Annotated in this window: 13 protein-coding genes and 1 tRNA gene; 6 read left to right on the top strand and 8 right to left on the bottom strand. The window is 63.9% G+C overall.

Annotated elements, in window-relative coordinates; genetic code table 11:
• Nucleotides 1-10 precede the first annotated feature (10 nt).
• The 3 genes from LWW96_RS21115 to LWW96_RS21105 all read left to right on the top strand — a co-directional run bounded on the left by LWW96_RS21115 (nucleotide 11) and on the right by LWW96_RS21105 (nucleotide 4,900).
• Entirely contained in the window at nucleotides 11-2,311 is a 2,301-nt protein-coding gene (locus tag LWW96_RS21115) for a CHASE2 domain-containing protein (protein ID WP_291489826.1), read from the top strand.
• Nucleotides 2,312-2,576: 265 nt separating this feature from the next.
• Entirely contained in the window at nucleotides 2,577-4,007 is a 1,431-nt protein-coding gene (locus LWW96_RS21110) for a glycosyltransferase (protein WP_291489825.1), read from the top strand.
• On the top strand, nucleotides 4,004-4,900 hold the full coding sequence (locus LWW96_RS21105; RefSeq protein ID WP_291489824.1) for a hypothetical protein: 897 nt from the start codon (nucleotides 4,004-4,006) through the stop codon (nucleotides 4,898-4,900). The genes LWW96_RS21110 and LWW96_RS21105 overlap by 4 nt, the downstream gene beginning before the upstream one ends.
• A gap of 84 nt (nucleotides 4,901-4,984) precedes the next feature.
• Here LWW96_RS21105 and LWW96_RS21100 read toward each other — a convergent pair whose 3' ends face one another.
• Genes LWW96_RS21100 through LWW96_RS21085 form a run of 4 tightly spaced genes read right to left on the bottom strand, consistent with a single transcriptional unit; the run spans nucleotide 4,985 to nucleotide 8,448 of the window.
• Nucleotides 4,985-5,815 carry a glycosyltransferase gene (locus LWW96_RS21100; RefSeq protein WP_291489823.1) on the bottom strand — a complete coding sequence of 277 codons (831 nt, stop codon included), beginning with the start codon at nucleotides 5,813-5,815 and terminating at the stop codon, nucleotides 4,985-4,987.
• Nucleotides 5,812-6,993, bottom strand: coding sequence for a hypothetical protein (locus tag LWW96_RS21095; protein WP_291489822.1), 1,182 nt, complete (start codon nucleotides 6,991-6,993; stop codon nucleotides 5,812-5,814). The genes LWW96_RS21100 and LWW96_RS21095 overlap by 4 nt, the downstream gene beginning before the upstream one ends.
• Before the next feature lie 7 nt (nucleotides 6,994-7,000).
• Nucleotides 7,001-7,633 (bottom strand): hypothetical protein, encoded by a 633-nt coding sequence (locus tag LWW96_RS21090; protein ID WP_291489821.1) that lies wholly within the window; start codon nucleotides 7,631-7,633, stop codon nucleotides 7,001-7,003.
• A gap of 44 nt (nucleotides 7,634-7,677) precedes the next feature.
• A complete protein-coding gene (locus LWW96_RS21085) occupies nucleotides 7,678-8,448 on the bottom strand; it encodes a galactosyltransferase-related protein (protein WP_291489820.1) in 771 nt (256 codons plus the stop codon).
• Nucleotides 8,449-8,579: 131 nt separating this feature from the next.
• Here LWW96_RS21085 and LWW96_RS21080 point away from each other — a divergent pair, with 131 nt between their 5' ends.
• Nucleotides 8,580-9,365, top strand: coding sequence for a glycosyltransferase family A protein (locus LWW96_RS21080; protein ID WP_291489819.1), 786 nt, complete (start codon nucleotides 8,580-8,582; stop codon nucleotides 9,363-9,365).
• 513 nt (nucleotides 9,366-9,878) lie between these two features.
• Nucleotides 9,879-11,351 carry an Ig-like domain-containing protein gene (locus tag LWW96_RS21075; protein ID WP_291489818.1) on the top strand — a complete coding sequence of 491 codons (1,473 nt, stop codon included), beginning with the start codon at nucleotides 9,879-9,881 and terminating at the stop codon, nucleotides 11,349-11,351.
• Nucleotides 11,352-11,420: 69 nt separating this feature from the next.
• Here LWW96_RS21075 and LWW96_RS21070 read toward each other — a convergent pair whose 3' ends face one another.
• Entirely contained in the window at nucleotides 11,421-13,973 is a 2,553-nt protein-coding gene (locus LWW96_RS21070) for a choice-of-anchor U domain-containing protein (protein ID WP_291489817.1), read from the bottom strand.
• Between the two features lie 236 nt (nucleotides 13,974-14,209).
• Between LWW96_RS21070 and LWW96_RS21065 the strand changes: the two genes are divergently transcribed.
• Nucleotides 14,210-14,299, top strand: a tRNA-Ser gene (locus tag LWW96_RS21065).
• A 115-nt stretch (nucleotides 14,300-14,414) separates the two neighbouring features.
• Here LWW96_RS21065 and LWW96_RS21060 read toward each other — a convergent pair.
• From LWW96_RS21060 to LWW96_RS21050, 3 genes are all read right to left on the bottom strand, one after another.
• On the bottom strand, nucleotides 14,415-14,921 hold the full coding sequence (locus tag LWW96_RS21060) for a hypothetical protein (RefSeq protein ID WP_291489816.1): 507 nt from the start codon (nucleotides 14,919-14,921) through the stop codon (nucleotides 14,415-14,417).
• A gap of 296 nt (nucleotides 14,922-15,217) precedes the next feature.
• The gene (locus tag LWW96_RS21055) at nucleotides 15,218-16,135 is read right to left on the bottom strand and encodes an IPTL-CTERM sorting domain-containing protein (RefSeq protein ID WP_291489815.1); all 918 of its coding nucleotides are present in this window, start codon (nucleotides 16,133-16,135) and stop codon (nucleotides 15,218-15,220) included.
• 70 nt (nucleotides 16,136-16,205) lie between these two features.
• A complete protein-coding gene (locus tag LWW96_RS21050) occupies nucleotides 16,206-17,126 on the bottom strand; it encodes an IPTL-CTERM sorting domain-containing protein (protein WP_291489814.1) in 921 nt (306 codons plus the stop codon).
• Nucleotides 17,127-17,207 lie beyond the last annotated feature (81 nt).

The following is a 17,207-nucleotide window of genomic DNA, read 5'->3' as shown; positions in this document are numbered from 1 at the left end:
CCGCTAAGCCATGTGGAGCATCGCCCGCACCCGCAGCCTTCAGCGGCATATTGAATGGGCCTTGCTGTCCGCGGTCTTGCTGGGTCTGGTTGCCTGGCTCGGCACCAGCCTGGACCGCATCAACCACATCGTGCAGGACGCGGGGCTGCGGTGGGTTGCGCGGCCCACCCCCGCCAATATCGTGATCGTGACCATCGACGATGCCAGCATCGCTGCGATTGGCCGCTGGCCCTGGCGGCGGGCCTTGCATGCCGAGCTGATCTCGCGGATCAGCGCGCAGCAGCCGCTGGCCATCGGCATGGACGTTCTGTTCAACGAAGAAGACCTGGACTACCCCCAGGATGACGTGCTGCTGGCCGACGCGCTGTCCCGCAGCGGCCGCGTGGTGCTGCCGGTGCTGCAGCGCGGCCATGGCCCGGCGGCAGACAGCTCCGACCTGCCCTGGCACACCTTCGCCGACGCCGCAGCGGCCCTGGGCCATGTGTACGTGGCGCCCGACCCGGACGGCGTGGTGCGCAGCCTGTATCTGTCAGAGGGGCCAGCGGCTGCGCCCTGGCGCCACTTCAGCCTCGCGCTGCAGTGCGTTGCCGAGCCTACCGCCCTCCCGTGCGGCGCCCGGGAGCATGGGGCACAGGGAAACGCCTGGCAGCGCACGGACCGCCGCCTGATCGCCTACGGAGGCGGCCCCGGCCATTTCACCACCTACTCCTACATTGACGTGCTCAAGGGCCAGGTGCCTCCCGCGGCATTCCAGGGCAAATACGTGCTGGTGGGCGCGGCCGCCTCCGGCCTGGGCGACATGTTCGCCACCCCGGTCAGCCACGGGTCGCGCCTGATGCCGGGCGTGGAGGTGGTGGCCCATGTCCTGGATGCGCGGCTGTCCGGCGTGCGCCTCGAACCCGCCAGCCCGGTACTGAACGCGGCCTTCAACCTGGCGCCCGTGGCAGTTGCACTGGTGGTGCTGCTGCTGGCTGGCCCGCTGGCCGGGTTGCTGACCTGCGCCGGGCTGGCCGCCGCGACGCTGCTGCTGAGCTTGGCGCTGCCTGCCTGGGCGGGGCTGCAGTTCGCCCCGGCAGGCGCGCTGGCCGGTCTGGCCCTGGCCTACCCACTGTGGAGTTGGCGGCGGCTCAGCGCTGCCGCACACTTTTTGCGCCTGGAGCTGGACCGCCTGCAACGCGAGGGCCTGTCCCTGCGGCTGCCCGATGGCGCCAGCGACTCCCGCGACTTCCTGGAAAAGCGCATCAACGCCGTGGAGCGCGCCTCGCGGCACCTGCGTGACCTGCACCATTTCGTCAGCGAGAGCCTGCAGCAGTTGCCGACGCCCATCCTGGTTTGCGATCCGCAGGGGCGCATCCTTCTCACCAACGCGGCGGCCCGGCGGCACCTGGGAATCATGCACCCGACCACCACGCTGCAGGGGGAGTCCGTGGTCGAGTTGCTGCACGACCTGGTTCTGCCCGGGACCGAGCAGCCCCTGATCACGCAGGACACGCTGCGCAACCGGAGCTTGCCGCGCCACACCGAGGCGCGCGACGCCCAGGACCGGAGCCTGCTGGTGCAATGCAGCCCCTTTACCGACCTGGCCCAGGCCGGCTGGCTACTGACGCTGGTGGATCTGACCGAGATGCGCCGCGCACAGTTGCAACGGGACCAGGCATTGAACTTCATCTCACACGACATCCGAGCCCCCAACGCGTCCATCCTCACCCTTCTGGAAATGCAGCGCGCCTACCCTGGACACATCGATTGTGCAGAGCTGGTGCAGCGCATTGAACGCTACGCCCACAAGTCCCTGAGCATGGCCGAGAGCTTCGTTCAGCTCGCCAGTGCCGAGTCGCAGGAGTACCGCAGGGAGCCGGTGGATTTGGTCGCCCTGCTGGCAGAGGCCGTGGACGACCTGTGGGCCCTGGCCAAGGAGCATGAGGCGACGCTGGTCGTCACCCATGCGCCGGAAGCCGCGACCACGCTGGGAGACCGGGGGCTGCTGTCGCGCGCCGTAACCAACATCGTGCACAACGCCATCAAGTTCAGCCCCTCAGGAGGCACGGTGCGATGCGCCGTCCTGGACCAGGGCGAATACTGGGCCGTCTCCGTGCGCGACGAGGGCCCGGGCATCGCCCCCGAGAAACAGGACCAGCTGTTCGGCCCGTTCAAACGGCTGCACGAGCGCAGCCACCCGGGCATTGCAGGCGTGGGACTGGGGCTGGCCCTGGTGCGCACCGTAGTCGAGCGCCACGGCGGCGTGCTGCAGGTGAACAGCGAGGTGGGTCAAGGGGCGGAATTCGTCCTGTTGCTTCCCGTGCAGGCCTGACGGGCGCGGCGCCCGCAGGGAAGGCCTGGCCTGGACGGCCAAGCTGACACCTGTGCTGCGCACGCCGAACCGAGCGCGCAGACCGTGGCACAGGCCCGTGGCACCGCCCGGCCATGCCTGAGTCCACGGGGATACCAAGCGTCGTCATGGGCCCACACCTTGACGCATGGCAAAGTCCCCCTAAAATTTGTACACTTTAGTTTCTTTTATTTACAAATGGACGCATGTACGTGACATTTTCACGCTCCCGTGCGCCCCTATCCACATGACGCCCCCTCCCTCCCTCACGGCCACAGCGCTGCGAGGCACCTCGCCGCCAGCACCCGCGGCGCACAGTGCCTCGCCCACGGCGCCGCACACCCGGGCGGCCGGCCCGGGCACCGCAGCGCGGCCTGCGCGCTACGTCCCCGTGCGCTGGAAGTTCACGTTTGCGCTTCTGGTCGGGATCCTGTGGATGGGTTTTTCCATCTACGCGGCGGATGCATGGATACGCGACCTCGGGCACGTGGTAAGTCCCTGGGTGGCTTACCCCGTGATCTATGGCATTGCCGTGGTCCCTGGCTTCATGAACGCCTTTCTGGTGATCAGCCTGCTGCTGGACCGGCGCCCGGCCGCGAACCATGCCGTGGCGACGCTGCCGGGCATCTCCATCCTGGTGGCGGCTTACAACGAAGAGACCAACATCGCCTCCACCATCGAGAGCATTGCCCGCCAGCAATACTCCGGCCCGCTGCAGGTGCTGGTGATCAACGACGGCTCGACGGACGCCACAGCCCAGAAGCTGGCGCAGCTGGACTATCCCTGGCTCCAAGTGCTCAACCTGGAGCGCAATGTAGGCAAAGCCAATGCCCTGAACACGGGGCTGGAGCTTGTCCGCCACCGGCTGACCATCACGGTGGACGGCGATTCCTACCTGCACCACAACGCACTGAGCAACCTGGTACGCCGCTACATGAGCGACCCTCCGAACACCCGTGCGGTCGCCGGCGCGGTGCTGGTGCGCAACTCGCGCAAGAACATGGTCACGGCCATCCAGGAATGGGACTACTTCCACGGCATCGCGGCCATCAAGCGCCTGCAGAGCCTGTACCAGGGCACGCTCGTGGCCCAGGGCGCGTTCTCTATCTACGACACGGCCTTGCTGCGAGAGCTGGGCGGATGGGCCCACACGGTGGGTGAAGACATCGTGCTGACCTGGGCCATCCTGGAGCGTGGGTACCGCGTGGGCTTTGCAGAGAACGCCTGTCTCTTTACCAACGCGCCCGAGACCTGGCTGCAATTCATACGCCAGCGCCAGCGCTGGTCGCGCGGCCTCATCGAAGCCTTCAAGCTGCACTGGCGGCTGTTGTTCAAGGCACGCATGAGCACCTTGTTCATCTGGTGGAATCTGCTGTTTCCCTACATGGACCTGGTCTATACCTTCGCCTTCGTGCCGGGCCTGGTCCTCGCGCTGTTGGGCGTGTACTGGATCGCCGGGCCGATGACGCTGCTGGTCCTGCCGCTGGCTATGATCGTCAACTACCTCATGTTTGCCGTCCAGTCCAAGATGTTCATCGAGCAAGGGCTCAAAGTCCGCCGCAATGTGCTGGGCTTTGTCTTCTACGCCCTCTTCTACAGCGTGGTGCTGCAGCCGGCCTGCGTGCTGGGTTACATCAAGGAACTGGTGAGTCGATCCAAGAACTGGGGGACCAAATGACCGCAGCGCGGCTGATCACGGCACTGGCGCTGCTGTCCGCCTGCGGCGCGCACGCGCAATCGATGACTGGGACCCTGTTCGCCAGCCATGACTCGGACGGCTTTCACGAGAGCCGCCAGACCCTGGGGTACGCCAACGCTGCGGGCTGGGGTGCGCGCGTGGGCGCGCTGCGCTACACGGCCCCCGGCTGGGCTGCCAGCGGCAACCTGGCCGAAGCCACGTACAAGCAGACGAACAAGGAACGCACCATCGACGCCCACCTGGGCACGGCCCGCGTTGCCGGCACCAGCTATGGAATCGGGGGCCTGGACTACATGGAACAGCTCAGCCCCGCCACCGCCCTGGGCGTGAGCCTGGAGCGCGACTTGGTGAACTCCATCCGGGGCATCGACAGTGGCACCCATTTCACCGCGCTGGCGCTGGTGCTGGACCATGCGTTCTCCGAGCGCTTCAACGTCGGCATCGCGGCCGGCACGGCACTGTTTTCCAATGACAACCACCGGCCCATCCTGCGCACGCGCTGGAACTTCTCGCTGGATGAGCGCTATGGCCTGAACGCCTACGTCAGGACGCGCAGCTACCACAACACCAATCCGTACCGCCCCGAGTATTTTTCGCCGGATCGCCTGCAAGAAGCGTCGGCAGGCCTGTCGTCGCGGTTCGAGGTGGCCCAGGCCTTTGTGCTGAGCGCCAGCATCGACGCAGGGCGGCAGCGCATCGACGGCGGCTCCGACCCGCTGTGGCGCGGCAGCCTCGGCATCGGCGCCCGCCGCCGCAGCGCCGTCCAATGGTTCGCGGGGCTGGAGGCGAGCAACGCCGCGCCCCTGCTGTCCGGCCGCACAGGCTCGTACCGGTACACCAGCGCAACGGCCCGGGTCAGCGTGCCGTTCTGAGGGCCTGTTCGGCATCGCCATCCCAGCCGCAGCGCGGCACTTGGTGGTCCCGCGCTCACAAGAAGCCACCGCGTCCTTTGCCGCTCACAAAAACTGCCTGGCCGCCCAGGCATAGGTGCTGGCTCCCTGGCGAACATAGGCCTCGTCCAGCAAGCCAGCATGAAATGTTGTGAAGTCGGTCCGCCGCTCTGACCACCACAGGTGCGCCCACAGATGCATGCTGAGCAATTGGCGGGGGACCATGGCCCGTTCCTCCAGCAGGGACCGGATACCGGCAGGACTCACGCCAAAATGGTAGAACCATTGACGCGGAGCGATGCTCACATGCTGGGGCATGCGTTGCCAGAGCTGGGCCGCCAGTTGGCATGAGTGCTTGCTCCAGGTCCCGTCAAATACCTCCATCGCCTGCGTTTGCCAGTGCGATACAAACGTGCTGCCCGGCTGCGAAAAAATGATGGCGTTGCACAGCGATGGTTGCACGACGCCGTTGTCGCCGCGATAGGCGTCCTCCTCGCCCAGCACACAAGCCTGTTCATAGAGAAAGTCGGGGAACGGCCTGACGAACAGGGTGTCCATGTCGGCGTACACGCCGCCTTCTTCCCTGAGCAAGGCCAGGCGGATGAAATCCGCTTCGTGTGCGTAGCTGATGCCCTGCCCTGCGATGACGCGCCCTTCCTCGGTGCGCGCATAAAGTGCCTCGGTGAAGCCTGACGACTGTCGGTCGTCGACGCTGCGCAGGTTCAGCCGGCCCTTGATCCGGTCCCACCACGGCCCAAAGGGTTCATACCGCAAGTGGAGGTTGACTTCCTGCGGCTGGTTCACGGCGATACAGGACGAGAGGCACAGGTAGTGGACCAGATGGAAAGGCTCTGTCTGCGGGCGCAAACCAAAGATGAAGTGAAACCGCTTGCTCATGCTTCGGCGCCTCCCAGCAGGCGCTGAACGCTCAGGACCCATGCGGCCTCAGACAGCGCGTTGGCCAGGTGCCACTGGACCCTATCGCGACCACGGGCGTCGCCATCGCGGCGCAGCCAGGCGCTCTTCATGGCGTGCGCCAGCGCTTGCACAAATCCGTCTGAAGACTGCGAGCCTGCAAGCGCCTGCCACGCTGCGCCCAGCAGATATTCAAGATTCCCTCCGGCCGGGCCTATCACCTCATTGCCGGCCTCGGCGGCATCGATCGCGCGCAGCCCGAGGGCGTCGCCGCTGCGCGGTACCAGGAAGGCGTTGCCGCAGGCGTGCAGCAGATCCCTTCCGGCGGAGTTCAGGTCCTGGTCCAGCAAGACGATTTTTGGTCTGCCGTGCCCGCGCGAAGAAGGCATCCCGGCAAGCAATCCTTCGATGAATTGCGCGGCAGGCACCGGCGTGCCGTCGCGGAGGGGATCCACAAACTCCGGCGGGCATTGGACAACCCATGTCACATCGGCGTTCGCCTCGCCATCAAATGCCAGCGCATAGGCCGCCAGCATGTCTGCGCAACCTTCCGCCGAGTGTGCGTCCAGCATGGCATAGAACACAAAAGTCTGGTCACCAATACCCATCATCTGCCGAAAGGCGGCAAGGCGGTCGACCGAGATGTCCTGCTGCACCGCATGCCGGCGCACCGGCGGCAGCATCCGTGTCCGCAGGCCGGGCTGATGCCGACGCAATTGCTGCGCCAGGTCCGCATCAGGCAGCCACACTTCGTCGGGGTAGCCGCAATAGGGTGCGATCTGCTCCGGCTGCAGGAAGGGGCTGGGCTCCAGGTACGCGATACGGCGGCCCTGCAGCGGTGCCAGCAGCGCGGGCCACCACTGGGGCGCAGTCATGGCGAGGGCCACGCCGCCTGGCACAGGCCCACGCGTGGCTCGCAAGAGGTCTCCCAGGTCACCCAAGGCGCTGTCGAGCTCGCTGATCTGCACCACCGCTTCAGCGGTCAGCGTCTTCGGCGCCAGGGCGGATGTAAAGGCGACTGCCGACCCCGGCGCGGCCAGCACCCGCCAGTGCACGGGCACCTGCGCGTTGACGAGCGCCCGGACACACCGGATGGCCAGGAGAGACAGGTCCGGCTGTTGTGCTGGCTCGCCGGGCGCCAGAAAACTGATGATCTGCATGCGGTGATCAGGCGGCCATGGTGCCATGGTGCTGGGTTATGGCGTCCAGTTGCACATGGATGTCGAACCCCAACTGGCGCAGCGCCCGGCAGACCCAGTAGTCCTCCGAAAGATAGACGCCATCCACGACGCCGACCTGAAATACGTCGTACATCAGGGCGCTCTCGTTGTAAGTGCCGCGCAGAGTCGCTCTGGCTGGCGCATACACGCCGCCTCGGGCGATCGCTTGCTCCACCAAGGCACCCACGGCCCGGCGGCTGAGCAGCAGCGCTGCCGTACCGATGTGCTCCACCAGTATCTGTTCGCCGGCCTCCCCCACACACTTGCCAACATTGAAGATGCGCTGCCCCTGTGGGTTGCGCCCTTTCAAGGCAACCGGCGCACCGATGACGTCCCGCTGCTGCGAAAGCATGTGCCTGAGCCCGGCGGACGGCAGGCTCACGTCAGCATCCAGAAACAGCAGGTGGGTACACGCCTGATTCGCCCAGAACAGCGACAGCAACGTATTGCGCGCCCGCGTGATCAGGCTCTCATTGCCAATGGTGGCCAGGGTGAATTCAATGCCCTCGCGCTGGTAGCTCAGCAGCGAATTCAGGTAGTCCATGTGCAGCATGCCGCCATAGGCGGGCGTGCCGATCATGAGATGCGTCTTCTGCGGCGCCGCGGGCACAGGCCGGCTATCGCTCATTGCGCACCCTCCATTGGACGGTATTTTTCCTGGTGGCCGATCACCTGGCGCTGCACTTCCGCCATGCGATGAAGCTGTGCATCCGAGCTGGCGCGCAGGCTTTCGAACAGCGCCACATTCGCAAGATAGTGCTGCCGTTCCATCTTGTCCACTGCGCGGGGGTGCCACAGATGCAGGGCCGTGCCGTCCCGCGCCGCGACCTGCATGTTCGCGCGCTGGATCTTCAGGCTCAAGGCATCGTCTTCGCCTCCCCAGCCGACAAAGCGCTCGTCCCAGCCTCCGACGTGGTAGAAGGCATCGGCACGGATAGCGAACATGCCGCCGCACAGGACCAGATGTTCGTTGTGGGCGCGGCGCCCGGGCCGCGGAGCTGGGCGGAAGTCGTGCTCTCCACGGTGCACGCGCTCACTCTCTTCCTCCGAAAGGTCCAGCACGTCGCGATAAGGTTTGGCAACCGGGCTGTGCTGCACGCAGGCCTGGATCAGCGCCCGGATGCCGCCGGCAACCATCAGATCGGCATCCGTGAAGACGGCAATGGACGCACCCGAAGCACGCATGGCCACGTTCAAGCCCCACGATTTGTTGAACCGATGGGGGTTGTAGGCAAAAAGGGCCTGCTGGTTGCCGTGCGGCAATCCACCCAGCAACCGCGGATAGGTATCTTGCTCAACCACGAGCACCTTCACATCCGGCACCTCGTGCGCAAGCCATTGCAATGTCGTGAGCAGATTTCTGCGCCGCTGCGGGCTTGTCTCGCGATAGGTCATCAATATAGAAACAGTCATCGCCGGCCGAAGTTGGAAGAAGATGGGCCCCCGCGGATCAGCAGATCCACTGCACAATGCCCAACAATATCATCCATTACCACTCCAATTCGCCAGATGAAAGAAATTAACTTATGCATGTGACCGGCATTATGGTGACACTCCCCAGCCGCTTGAAAATGGCGCAGCTGGCCATCGCCGATTTCTGCCGGCAAAGCCATCCAGAGCGGGAACTCTTGATTGCACACGACGGCGATAATGCGTTTGACGATTTGCTGAGGCGCTGGGTTACGCACGCTCCTCCCTGCACGGAAACCGCAACAAGAATTGCAGTGCATCAGCTTGCGGCCGGCCAAACCCTGGGGGCGCTGAGAAACCAGGCCGTCAAGCTGGCGCGTGGTGATCTGGTGTGCCAGTGGGATGATGATGACCGCTGCCACCCCTTGCGCATTGCGTTGCAGCTAGAAGCGCTTCAGAAAGCGAACGCAGACTTTTGCTTCCTCAGCGACCAGCTGCACGGATTTCCCCAGGAGCGGACCCTGGTCTGGGATGACTGGAACGACGAGGCTTATCCACTGAACTTTGTCCAAGGCACCTTGCTCGGCAAGCGGGAGAAGATGCCGGCCTACCCGGAAGTGCCTCGCGGAGAGGACACCGGGCTGTGCCTGGCCATACTCGCCGCAGGCCACGCCATCACCCGGCTGCGCCACTGCGGTTGGTGCTACATCTACACCTTTCATGGTGGCAACGTATGGGATGCCCGGCATCACCAAGCCATTTCGGAATTGAAGCAAATGCCGCTGGCTTTTGTGACGACGAAGAAGGCGGAATTGCGTGCACGCATTGGCGAGTACATCGACCTTGCGCCATATGCCCAGATCCGGGCCAGCGGAATGCTGGTGCCGCTGCAAATACCTTGATCGCTGGCCGCCAGCCCCGCGCCTGACGCAAGGGGCGTGGCGTGACGATTACAGCGGGGGGGAAGGCGTATTTTGCGATCGCGAAGTAGGAGCCCTCCGAATATCTTTTCAAGCAGCCTAAGCGTGCACAACGGCTGCACCCATAAGCGCTCAACGCCGAAAATTAACAATCGTTGAAAATCTTCCGGATGGTTGCAGCATCGATTTTCTAGACTTCGGCGGATAATTTTTATTCGAGGCGACCATAGCCCGGGCTGGAGGCGACAACGACAGCCCAAGGGGATCGCTTCGCTTGGGTCGGCCCGTACGTCGCCCACATTCCGTGAAGCGGGCCCCCACCCCGCGTCCGCTCGCGTTGGTGCGGTACCACGTTGCCGTGTCTAGTTTTTGAATGGGTCCCGTGCCATGCAGCCAAAGAGTCTTCAAACATCTTCCCTCCCAGGCACCAAGCCCTCTGTACCGGAAGAGGGAAACGCCCCCAGCGGTCGCCTTTTGCGTCCAGCGCCCTCAGCCTTGGTTGCCCTGGGGCTGCTGGTTTCGGCGGCATCCCAGACAGCGAAGGCCGGACCAGCCCTCTACGATCAGTTGTTCGCGCCGTCGGGCGGAACCATCTCCGGCAGCCTCGGGACCAACGACAACCTGGACCCTGCACAGTCTCCCGCTTTCCAGGCCACTCCAGCCCAGATAGGCACGTTCACGCTGACGGATACCGCCACGGGGGCCTTCAGCTATGTCGCACCGCCCAATACGAGCGATGCCATCATGAACGACTGGCTTAGTTATTCGCTGGTAGAGGGCAGCACCACCAGTTCCGCTTCCGTCGGCATCCAGATCAATCCGGCCAATCCCCAGGCACAGCCCGATGCCGCGACAACCGTTGCAGACAAGTCGGTCACCATCCTGCCCCTGAGCAACGACGTTGGCGTGCAACTGAACACCGCGAATGTCATTGTCGATGTCCAACTCTTGGGTCAGCCAGAACACGGATTGGTGGTCCGGAAGCCTGATGAGAGCCAGTTTCCAAGCGGCCCGGCCTCTTTTGTCTACTATCCCGATCCCGGCTTTACAGGAGTCGACCGCTTCTATTACTCCCTGATGAATACGGACGGAGCGGCGCTGTACAAGTCGTCCTTCGCACCGATCAGTGTCACCGTGAATTCTGCTGGCGGTGCAACCAACCCTCCTGTCACCGTACCGCCTTCCCCGCCAGCTCCCGTGGGCTCGTACGCCGCTGCAGATGACGCCTATGGCCTGTACGCCGGCCAATATGTTCAGGCCAACGTCAAAGACAATGATGACTTTCATCCTTCGGTGGGCTGGTACTCCATATCGGCAGGCGCTGATGCAGACTTTGATGGCGTCCCGGACCCGGGCTCAACGCCTGCGCATGCAGCAACGTTCACCATTGATTTCGCCGGAAAGTTCTTGTACGAACCTCAGCCGGGTTTTTTTGGCACCGACCAGTTCAAGTATGAGTTGCGGCAAGGCTGGGTAGACGCCCAAGGAAGCCACTCCAGCAACACTTTTGCGACCGTCAATATCACCGTCCTTTCTCGCGTGGTGGACGATGCCGCATCCGTCGTGGCAGGTCAGCAACTCTCGGCGAGCGTGGCGCCCAACGACCGTCTGGCGGGCATGGTGAGCGGCCAGTTCCACGCAGTTTCACAGCCAGCCCACGGCCAACTGGTTTCCTTTGACCCCACGACGGGGGCCTATGTCTACGTATCCGACCCGGCTTATGTCGGCATCGATGAGTTCCTGTATGAGCTCGAAGAGTTTGATGCGCAGGGTAAGTCGTTGGCCAAATATCCCGGCAAGGTGACCATTACCATTACGGCCGCTCCTCCCATCGACCCACCCGGACCGACAGTGCGACCGGTGCCGGCCCTGAGTGGGTGGAGCGCCGCGAGCTTGTCCGCGCTGCTGGCCGGCATGGGTGCCTGGGTGCCCCGCCGCCGAAATGACCGCAACAACAAGCGCAAGTAGCTTCTCACCCGTGCGGGGAGGCGCCTGCGCCCCTGAGGGGCGCCAGGGATTCTCACAGGCTCGCGCAGATCAGTACCGTCGGCGTACCGTCAGCAGAACAAGCATCAGCGCCAGCAGCGCCAAAGCCCCGTCCGACAGCGCAGGCACCGGAGAAACCAGATAACCAATCCCTCCTGGGTCTACGATGGTGCCATTGGCCGCCAGGTCGTCGTCGCCTAGCCCCCCATCCGTGATGCTGAAAGTGACCGTAGCGCCCGAGATCGTGGCGGGAAGAATGTACCAATGCGGCGCTGGCTCGGACGGGGTCGGGCCATACTTCCAGTAGCGGCTGGCGGGGGGCACGGGCGACGGGTACGTGACGGTCAAGGTGATCGTCCCCCCGGCTCCACATCCCACCGTGCGAAAGCCAAAGAGTCCATGTGGGAAAACCTCTCCGGGTGGCGCGCTGCCCACGGGAGGGCTGTGCGTGTGGCCTGCCAGCGGTATGTACTGCGGTGCATCGAAAGAACAGGTGGCACCGCCACCCGTGAATGAGGCGGTGATAGACCCGGACCCGATGGCCGACGGGCCGGTATAGCTCCTGACAGGGACCAGCGCAAAGCTCGCCACGACGGTACAGTCCGCCACGACCGCTGCCGTCGTGAACGTATTGCCCGCCAATGTGCCGCCGCAGGTACCGCCCACGTTGGCAGCGTAGCCGGGCTGGGGTACCAGTGAAAACGCCAGTGAAGCCCCTTGGGCCACCGGCAGTGCGCCCGCCGGCGCGATGGTGCCATTGCCTCCTGCGCTGGCGGTGACCAGAAAACTGCGGTTCACCAGCACACCCACGGTCGAGCCCACGCCCGCGAGGGATACCGCGGCCGGATTGGATGCAGCGTCAACAAGGGTCCCGCCGTTGAGTTGCAGCCCACCCACGGTGATTCCATCGTTGTCGTTCTCCCCGGCTGCGACCGTGTGGCGGAAGACGAGAGTCGCGCTGCCCGATCCGGCGACGTAGTCGGCAAACACATGGGCTGCCCCCACCGTGAGTTCAAGCCGGGGCGTGCCCCCGCTGGTGTCCACGAAGATGACCCCATCGAAGCTCACGCTGAACTCCATCGGCTGGCCAGTGAGGTAATTGCCATTGGGGGGCGGCGTCACGGACACCACCACGGGCGCCACCGCGTCCACCAGGACGGCCGCCGTGCTGCCCACACCGTTCAAGGCCGGGAGCGCGTCATAGCCATCGGCATGAATCGTGCCCGGGGGGGACCCCAGCACTCCCACGGCGATGCCATCGGCGTCAACATCGCCGGGCTGGACGGTATAGCGGAAGGTCAGCTCTGTGCCCCCGGATCCTCCGACGTAACTCGCGTTCACGCTGCTGCTTCCCAGCGTGAGGCCAAGCGTTGGCGAGCCCGCCACGGTAACGGGTTCATCCCAATGCACGACGAAATCCAGGTTCTGGCCCGCGCTGTAGATGCCGTTCGCGGGCACCGAGACCGACGTCACGCCCGGCGCCCTGTAGCTGAGCATGAGATCGCCATTGTTGCCTTCATGGCTTGCAATCACCGGCCGGTCGCCCACCAGGCGTAACGTGCTGTAGTAGCCGATGGAGCCCGCAGTGGCCACCACCTCGACCGCAGCAGCACTGCAAGCGACGTCCACGCAGGTGGCCACCCGAAGATCGCCGCCGTTGCTATTGAAATAGCTGGCGATGGGCCTGCCATCAGACAACAGGCGCAAAGACGCGTAAATGCCGACGCCGACCGTCGTCTGGTCCAGAAAATGGATGGTGCTGGCCGTGCAACTGGCGTCTTGGCACTGCACAATTTTCGAGGCTGAGTTTCCGGCATAGGCGACGACGGGGTTGCCGGCAGCATCCAGGCGCAAGGACGGATAGAGCCCCGCAAAAGGGCCAGGGTCCAGCGTGCGGATCAGCGGAGCGCTGCATGCGGGGTCGTTGCAGGTTGCAATCTTGAGGCTGAAAGCGCCTCCATCGAGGTAAGCGATGACAGGGTTGCCGGCTGCATTCAACTGCATGGAGCTGTACTCGCCCACTAACGAAGCGCTGCCATCCACCACGGTAGTCGTGACCAAGGCGCACATCGGATCGGCACATACCGCAAGCTTCAGGTCGCGATTGGTCACATCCCAGTACGACACCATGGGGTTCCCTGCGGGCGAAAGCTGCAAGGAGGTGTACTGCCCGACATCTGCAGCGGGATCATCGAGAACCACGGTGGTCACCGCGTCACAGCCGGGATCCGCGCAGATGGCCAGCTTGAGCCGTTGCCCCGTGCTGTCGTAATAGCTCACGACCGGATGGCCCGCCGCATTGAGAACCAGCGACCCATACCTCCCGACCGCACCGGCATTCAGGTCCAGGGTCTTGACGGTCGCAGCGCTGCACTGGCGATCGGCACAGAACAGGATCTGAAGATCCGTGGTCGAGAAATCAAAAAAAGAAATGATCGGCCGTTCCGCCGCGTCAAGCGCCATCGAAATGAACAGGCCGGTGTAGCCGGTGGAATGCACCGCGCGGGTGGCGAAGGCAGCCCGGGCCTGTGGCACCGAGAGGATCGCGAGGAGCAGGACGAGAAAGACTCGCACCGTTCTTGCAAAGTGCTTGATGGAAACCATGCGGAGAACCTCCCGTTTTTGGCGAAATGCCAGCGGACACCCTCAATCTGCCGCCGCGGCCATTCTCATCGATAGAGACGACGAACACTATCCCGGACGATGTTCCATGCCCCGTCGCGCTCAGACGAGGCACTGCGGGCATTCCGCCAACCATCGCTCAGCCGCCGCACCGGAGTGCCCATCCACGCGCGCGAGGGAGCGCAAATCCCTGCTATACTCAAAGGCTTCGACACATAGGAGAGGTGGCAGAGTGGTCGAATGTACCTGACTCGAAATCAGGCGTAGTGGCAACACTACCGTGGGTTCGAATCCCACCCTCTCCGCCAGTACAGAGGAAACCCCGCTATCAATTTGGTAGCGGGGTTTTTCTTTTGGTGTGGTCGTGTAGACACCATGTAGCCACGGTGCATGGGTTTTGGTAGGTCAGAGCGTCGTCGCGTATCAGCCATTGACCCACCCACTCCTATCGACTTGTAGCCTGTCAAACTTGCCGCGAAGCTCAATACCGAGTGCAGCGCATTCAATTCGCAGCTTGCGGGTTTCGTCCATCTGCCGCTCTGAAGACGGGGATATTTCGTTGGCGCGACTTCGAAACGCCTTCACCTTGTCAGTCGCCTCAAGGGAGTCGGCAATATGCTCTTCAACCCGTTCAATAAATTGCCTGAACCTACTATTCGACAGGTTGTCAGGGCCCATCGCCATTGCGCGTGAAGTTGCAGCCACCTTCGTGTTGGCGCCGAGAAAGTAGAGCTTTGCCGACTCGGCCTCCACCTCTGCGACAGCCAGGGTCAAACGCTCCAGCTCAAGTGCAAACTCATCTGCAACCGCTTTTTCAGCCAGAGATTTGGCCAGGTTGTGTGCTTCGGTTGCGGTACTCCAGGCCCAGTAAGCGGCAGCAGCACTTACCGCACTAGAGAACGCCGACAAGTAGTCTGTGAAGTTGGACATGCTCCCCCCTGGTTGTTGGGGGCGAACGTTATCCGGTCCTTATGCTGGTGGGCAACTTTTAGAGAGCCGCAGCAGAGCCCTTGCCGCAGTGGATGTTCATCTGGTTGGGTGCTTTTGAGAAACAGGGGATTTGGCGATTCCCGGTCTCTCAAACTCAACTCAGATGAACACAACAACCTATTGGGCCTTCACAGCCAGGCCGCGTAGCGCAGTTCATTGCGCAATGCCATGGCTAGCCTACTTCTATCAGGCTGCCATCGCGGTTTTGCAGGATTTCCCCAGATGCCAAAAATGCTTCAAACCCGCCGGCGCCGCAGCGCCACGAAGCCGAGCGTGGCGGCGGCCAGCGACAGCAGTGCCAGCGCCCACTCGCCCAGCGTGGGGACGGGGGTGATGCCCAGACCGGGCGGCGGCGGGGTGCAGGCGGCATGCCAGGGCGTCTCGCCCGTGGCCACGTTCCAGTCGTTGCTGACGGAGGGCGTGAGGTGGTTGGGGCAGAGCTGCGAATCATTGGTGAGCAGCGAATTGGGCGCTGCGGGCACGGGACCGGTGAGCAGGTTGTTGTTCACATACAGGCGCTGCAAACCCGGGGGCAGCGCAGGAATGCTGCCCGTGAGCTGGTTGTAGCTCAGGCCCAGTTGCTCCAACGCGGGCGCGCCGGCCAGCGAGGGGATGGCGCCCGTGAACTGGTTTTGGCGCAGCCCCACCACCTGCAGCGCGGGCAGGTTGTCGAATGGCGGAAGGCTGCCGCTGAACTGGTTGTTGAGGGCGTAGTACCGCTCCAGGTGCTGCAGCCCGGCGGGGGCGGGCAGCGCACCTGTGAACTGGTTGTTGCCGATGCTAAAGAACTCCAGTTGTGCCAGGCCCGCGATGGCCGGCACGGGGCCTGCCAGTTGGTTGTTGTACAGGTCGATGGCCTGCAGGTCCGGCAGCACCGACCAGTCGGGCAGCGGCGTGTTCGCGGGACTGACCAGGTGGTTGGACGAGAACTCCAGCCTCGTGACAGTGTCGCCCGTGCAGACCACGCCGTACCAAGTGCACTCGGTGCCGACGGCGCCGCCCCAGTTGTCCTGCTGTGTCCAGTTCGCGCCCCCGGTGGCGGCGTAGAAGTCCAACAGGTATTGCCGCTGCGATGCGGGAATGTCGGCCTGGGCACTGCCTGCGGCCAGCAGGGCAATGAGGGTTAGAAAGCGGCGGAGTAGAGAGGCTGTCATGGTGATGGTTCTTCTATGAAATAGATAGCTGCTTGTGCTTGGTGGGCGGGCGCTGGAGGCCAATAAGGCTTCAGAACCTACGCCGCTGCAGCGCGCCCAGGCCCAGCGCGGCGGCGGTGAGCGCGAGTAGAACCAGTGCCCATTCGCCCAGCGTGGGCACGGCCGTGGTGCCGCCCAGCCCCGGCGGCGGGGCGGTGCAGTTGTCGTACCAAGGTGTTTCGCTTGTGGCCGCATCCCACGCCGGGCTGTTCGAGGGCGTGAGGTAGTTGGGGCAGAGGTGCGAGTCGCCGGCGTCCAGCGCGTTGGGGGCAGCGGGTACGGGGCCGGTGAGTTGGTTGTTGCTCACGTTCAGCCGAAGCAGCCCCGGCGGCAGGACGGGGATGCCTCCCGTTAGCTGGTTGTTCTGCAGGGCCAAGGTTTCCAGGGTAGACACGTCGGTGAGCGGTGGAATGGGGCCGGTCAGCTGGTTGTCACGCGCCGTGAATCGGGTGAGCGCCGGGAGGTCGAAAAGCGCTGGAATGCTGCCGCTGAACTGGTTCGCGTTGACGTTGTAGGCATCCAGGTGCTGCAGTCCGGCAGGGGTGGGCAGCGCACCGGTGAACTGGTTGACGGCGACGTTGAAGTCCTGCAACTGCGCAAGGCCCGCAATGGCGGGCGCGGGGCCCGTCAATTGGTTGTTGCCCAAGGCGATTCTTTGCAGATCAGGCAGCGCCGCCCAGTCGGGCAATGGCACGCCCACGGAATTGACCAAGTGATTGCTGCTCAGATGCAGCTCAGTGACGGTGGTGGCACCCCCATCGCACGTTACGCCGTGCCAATTGCACTCGGTGCCTGCGCCGCCGCCCCAGCCGGTGTTGTCGATCCAGGTGGGGCCACCGGTGGCAACATACAAATCCAGCAGGTACTGCCGCTGCGATGCTGGGATGGCGGCCTGTACGCTGCCTGCGGCCAGCAGGGCGAGGATGACGGAAAGGCCGCCGAAACGGCGCAAAGAACGAAAAGGGTGAAGAAATGTGCTTGTCATGGCACAGCCTATTCTGGGAATAGGGCCGTGCGGTGTCGTTGTCGATAA

The organism is Acidovorax sp. (genome assembly GCF_021287135.1).
In the GTDB taxonomy this organism is placed as follows: domain Bacteria; phylum Pseudomonadota; class Gammaproteobacteria; order Burkholderiales; family Burkholderiaceae_C; genus Acidovorax.
The sequence above is the reverse complement of the archived record's forward strand: the minus strand, read 5'-3'. Positions and strand labels throughout refer to the sequence as shown.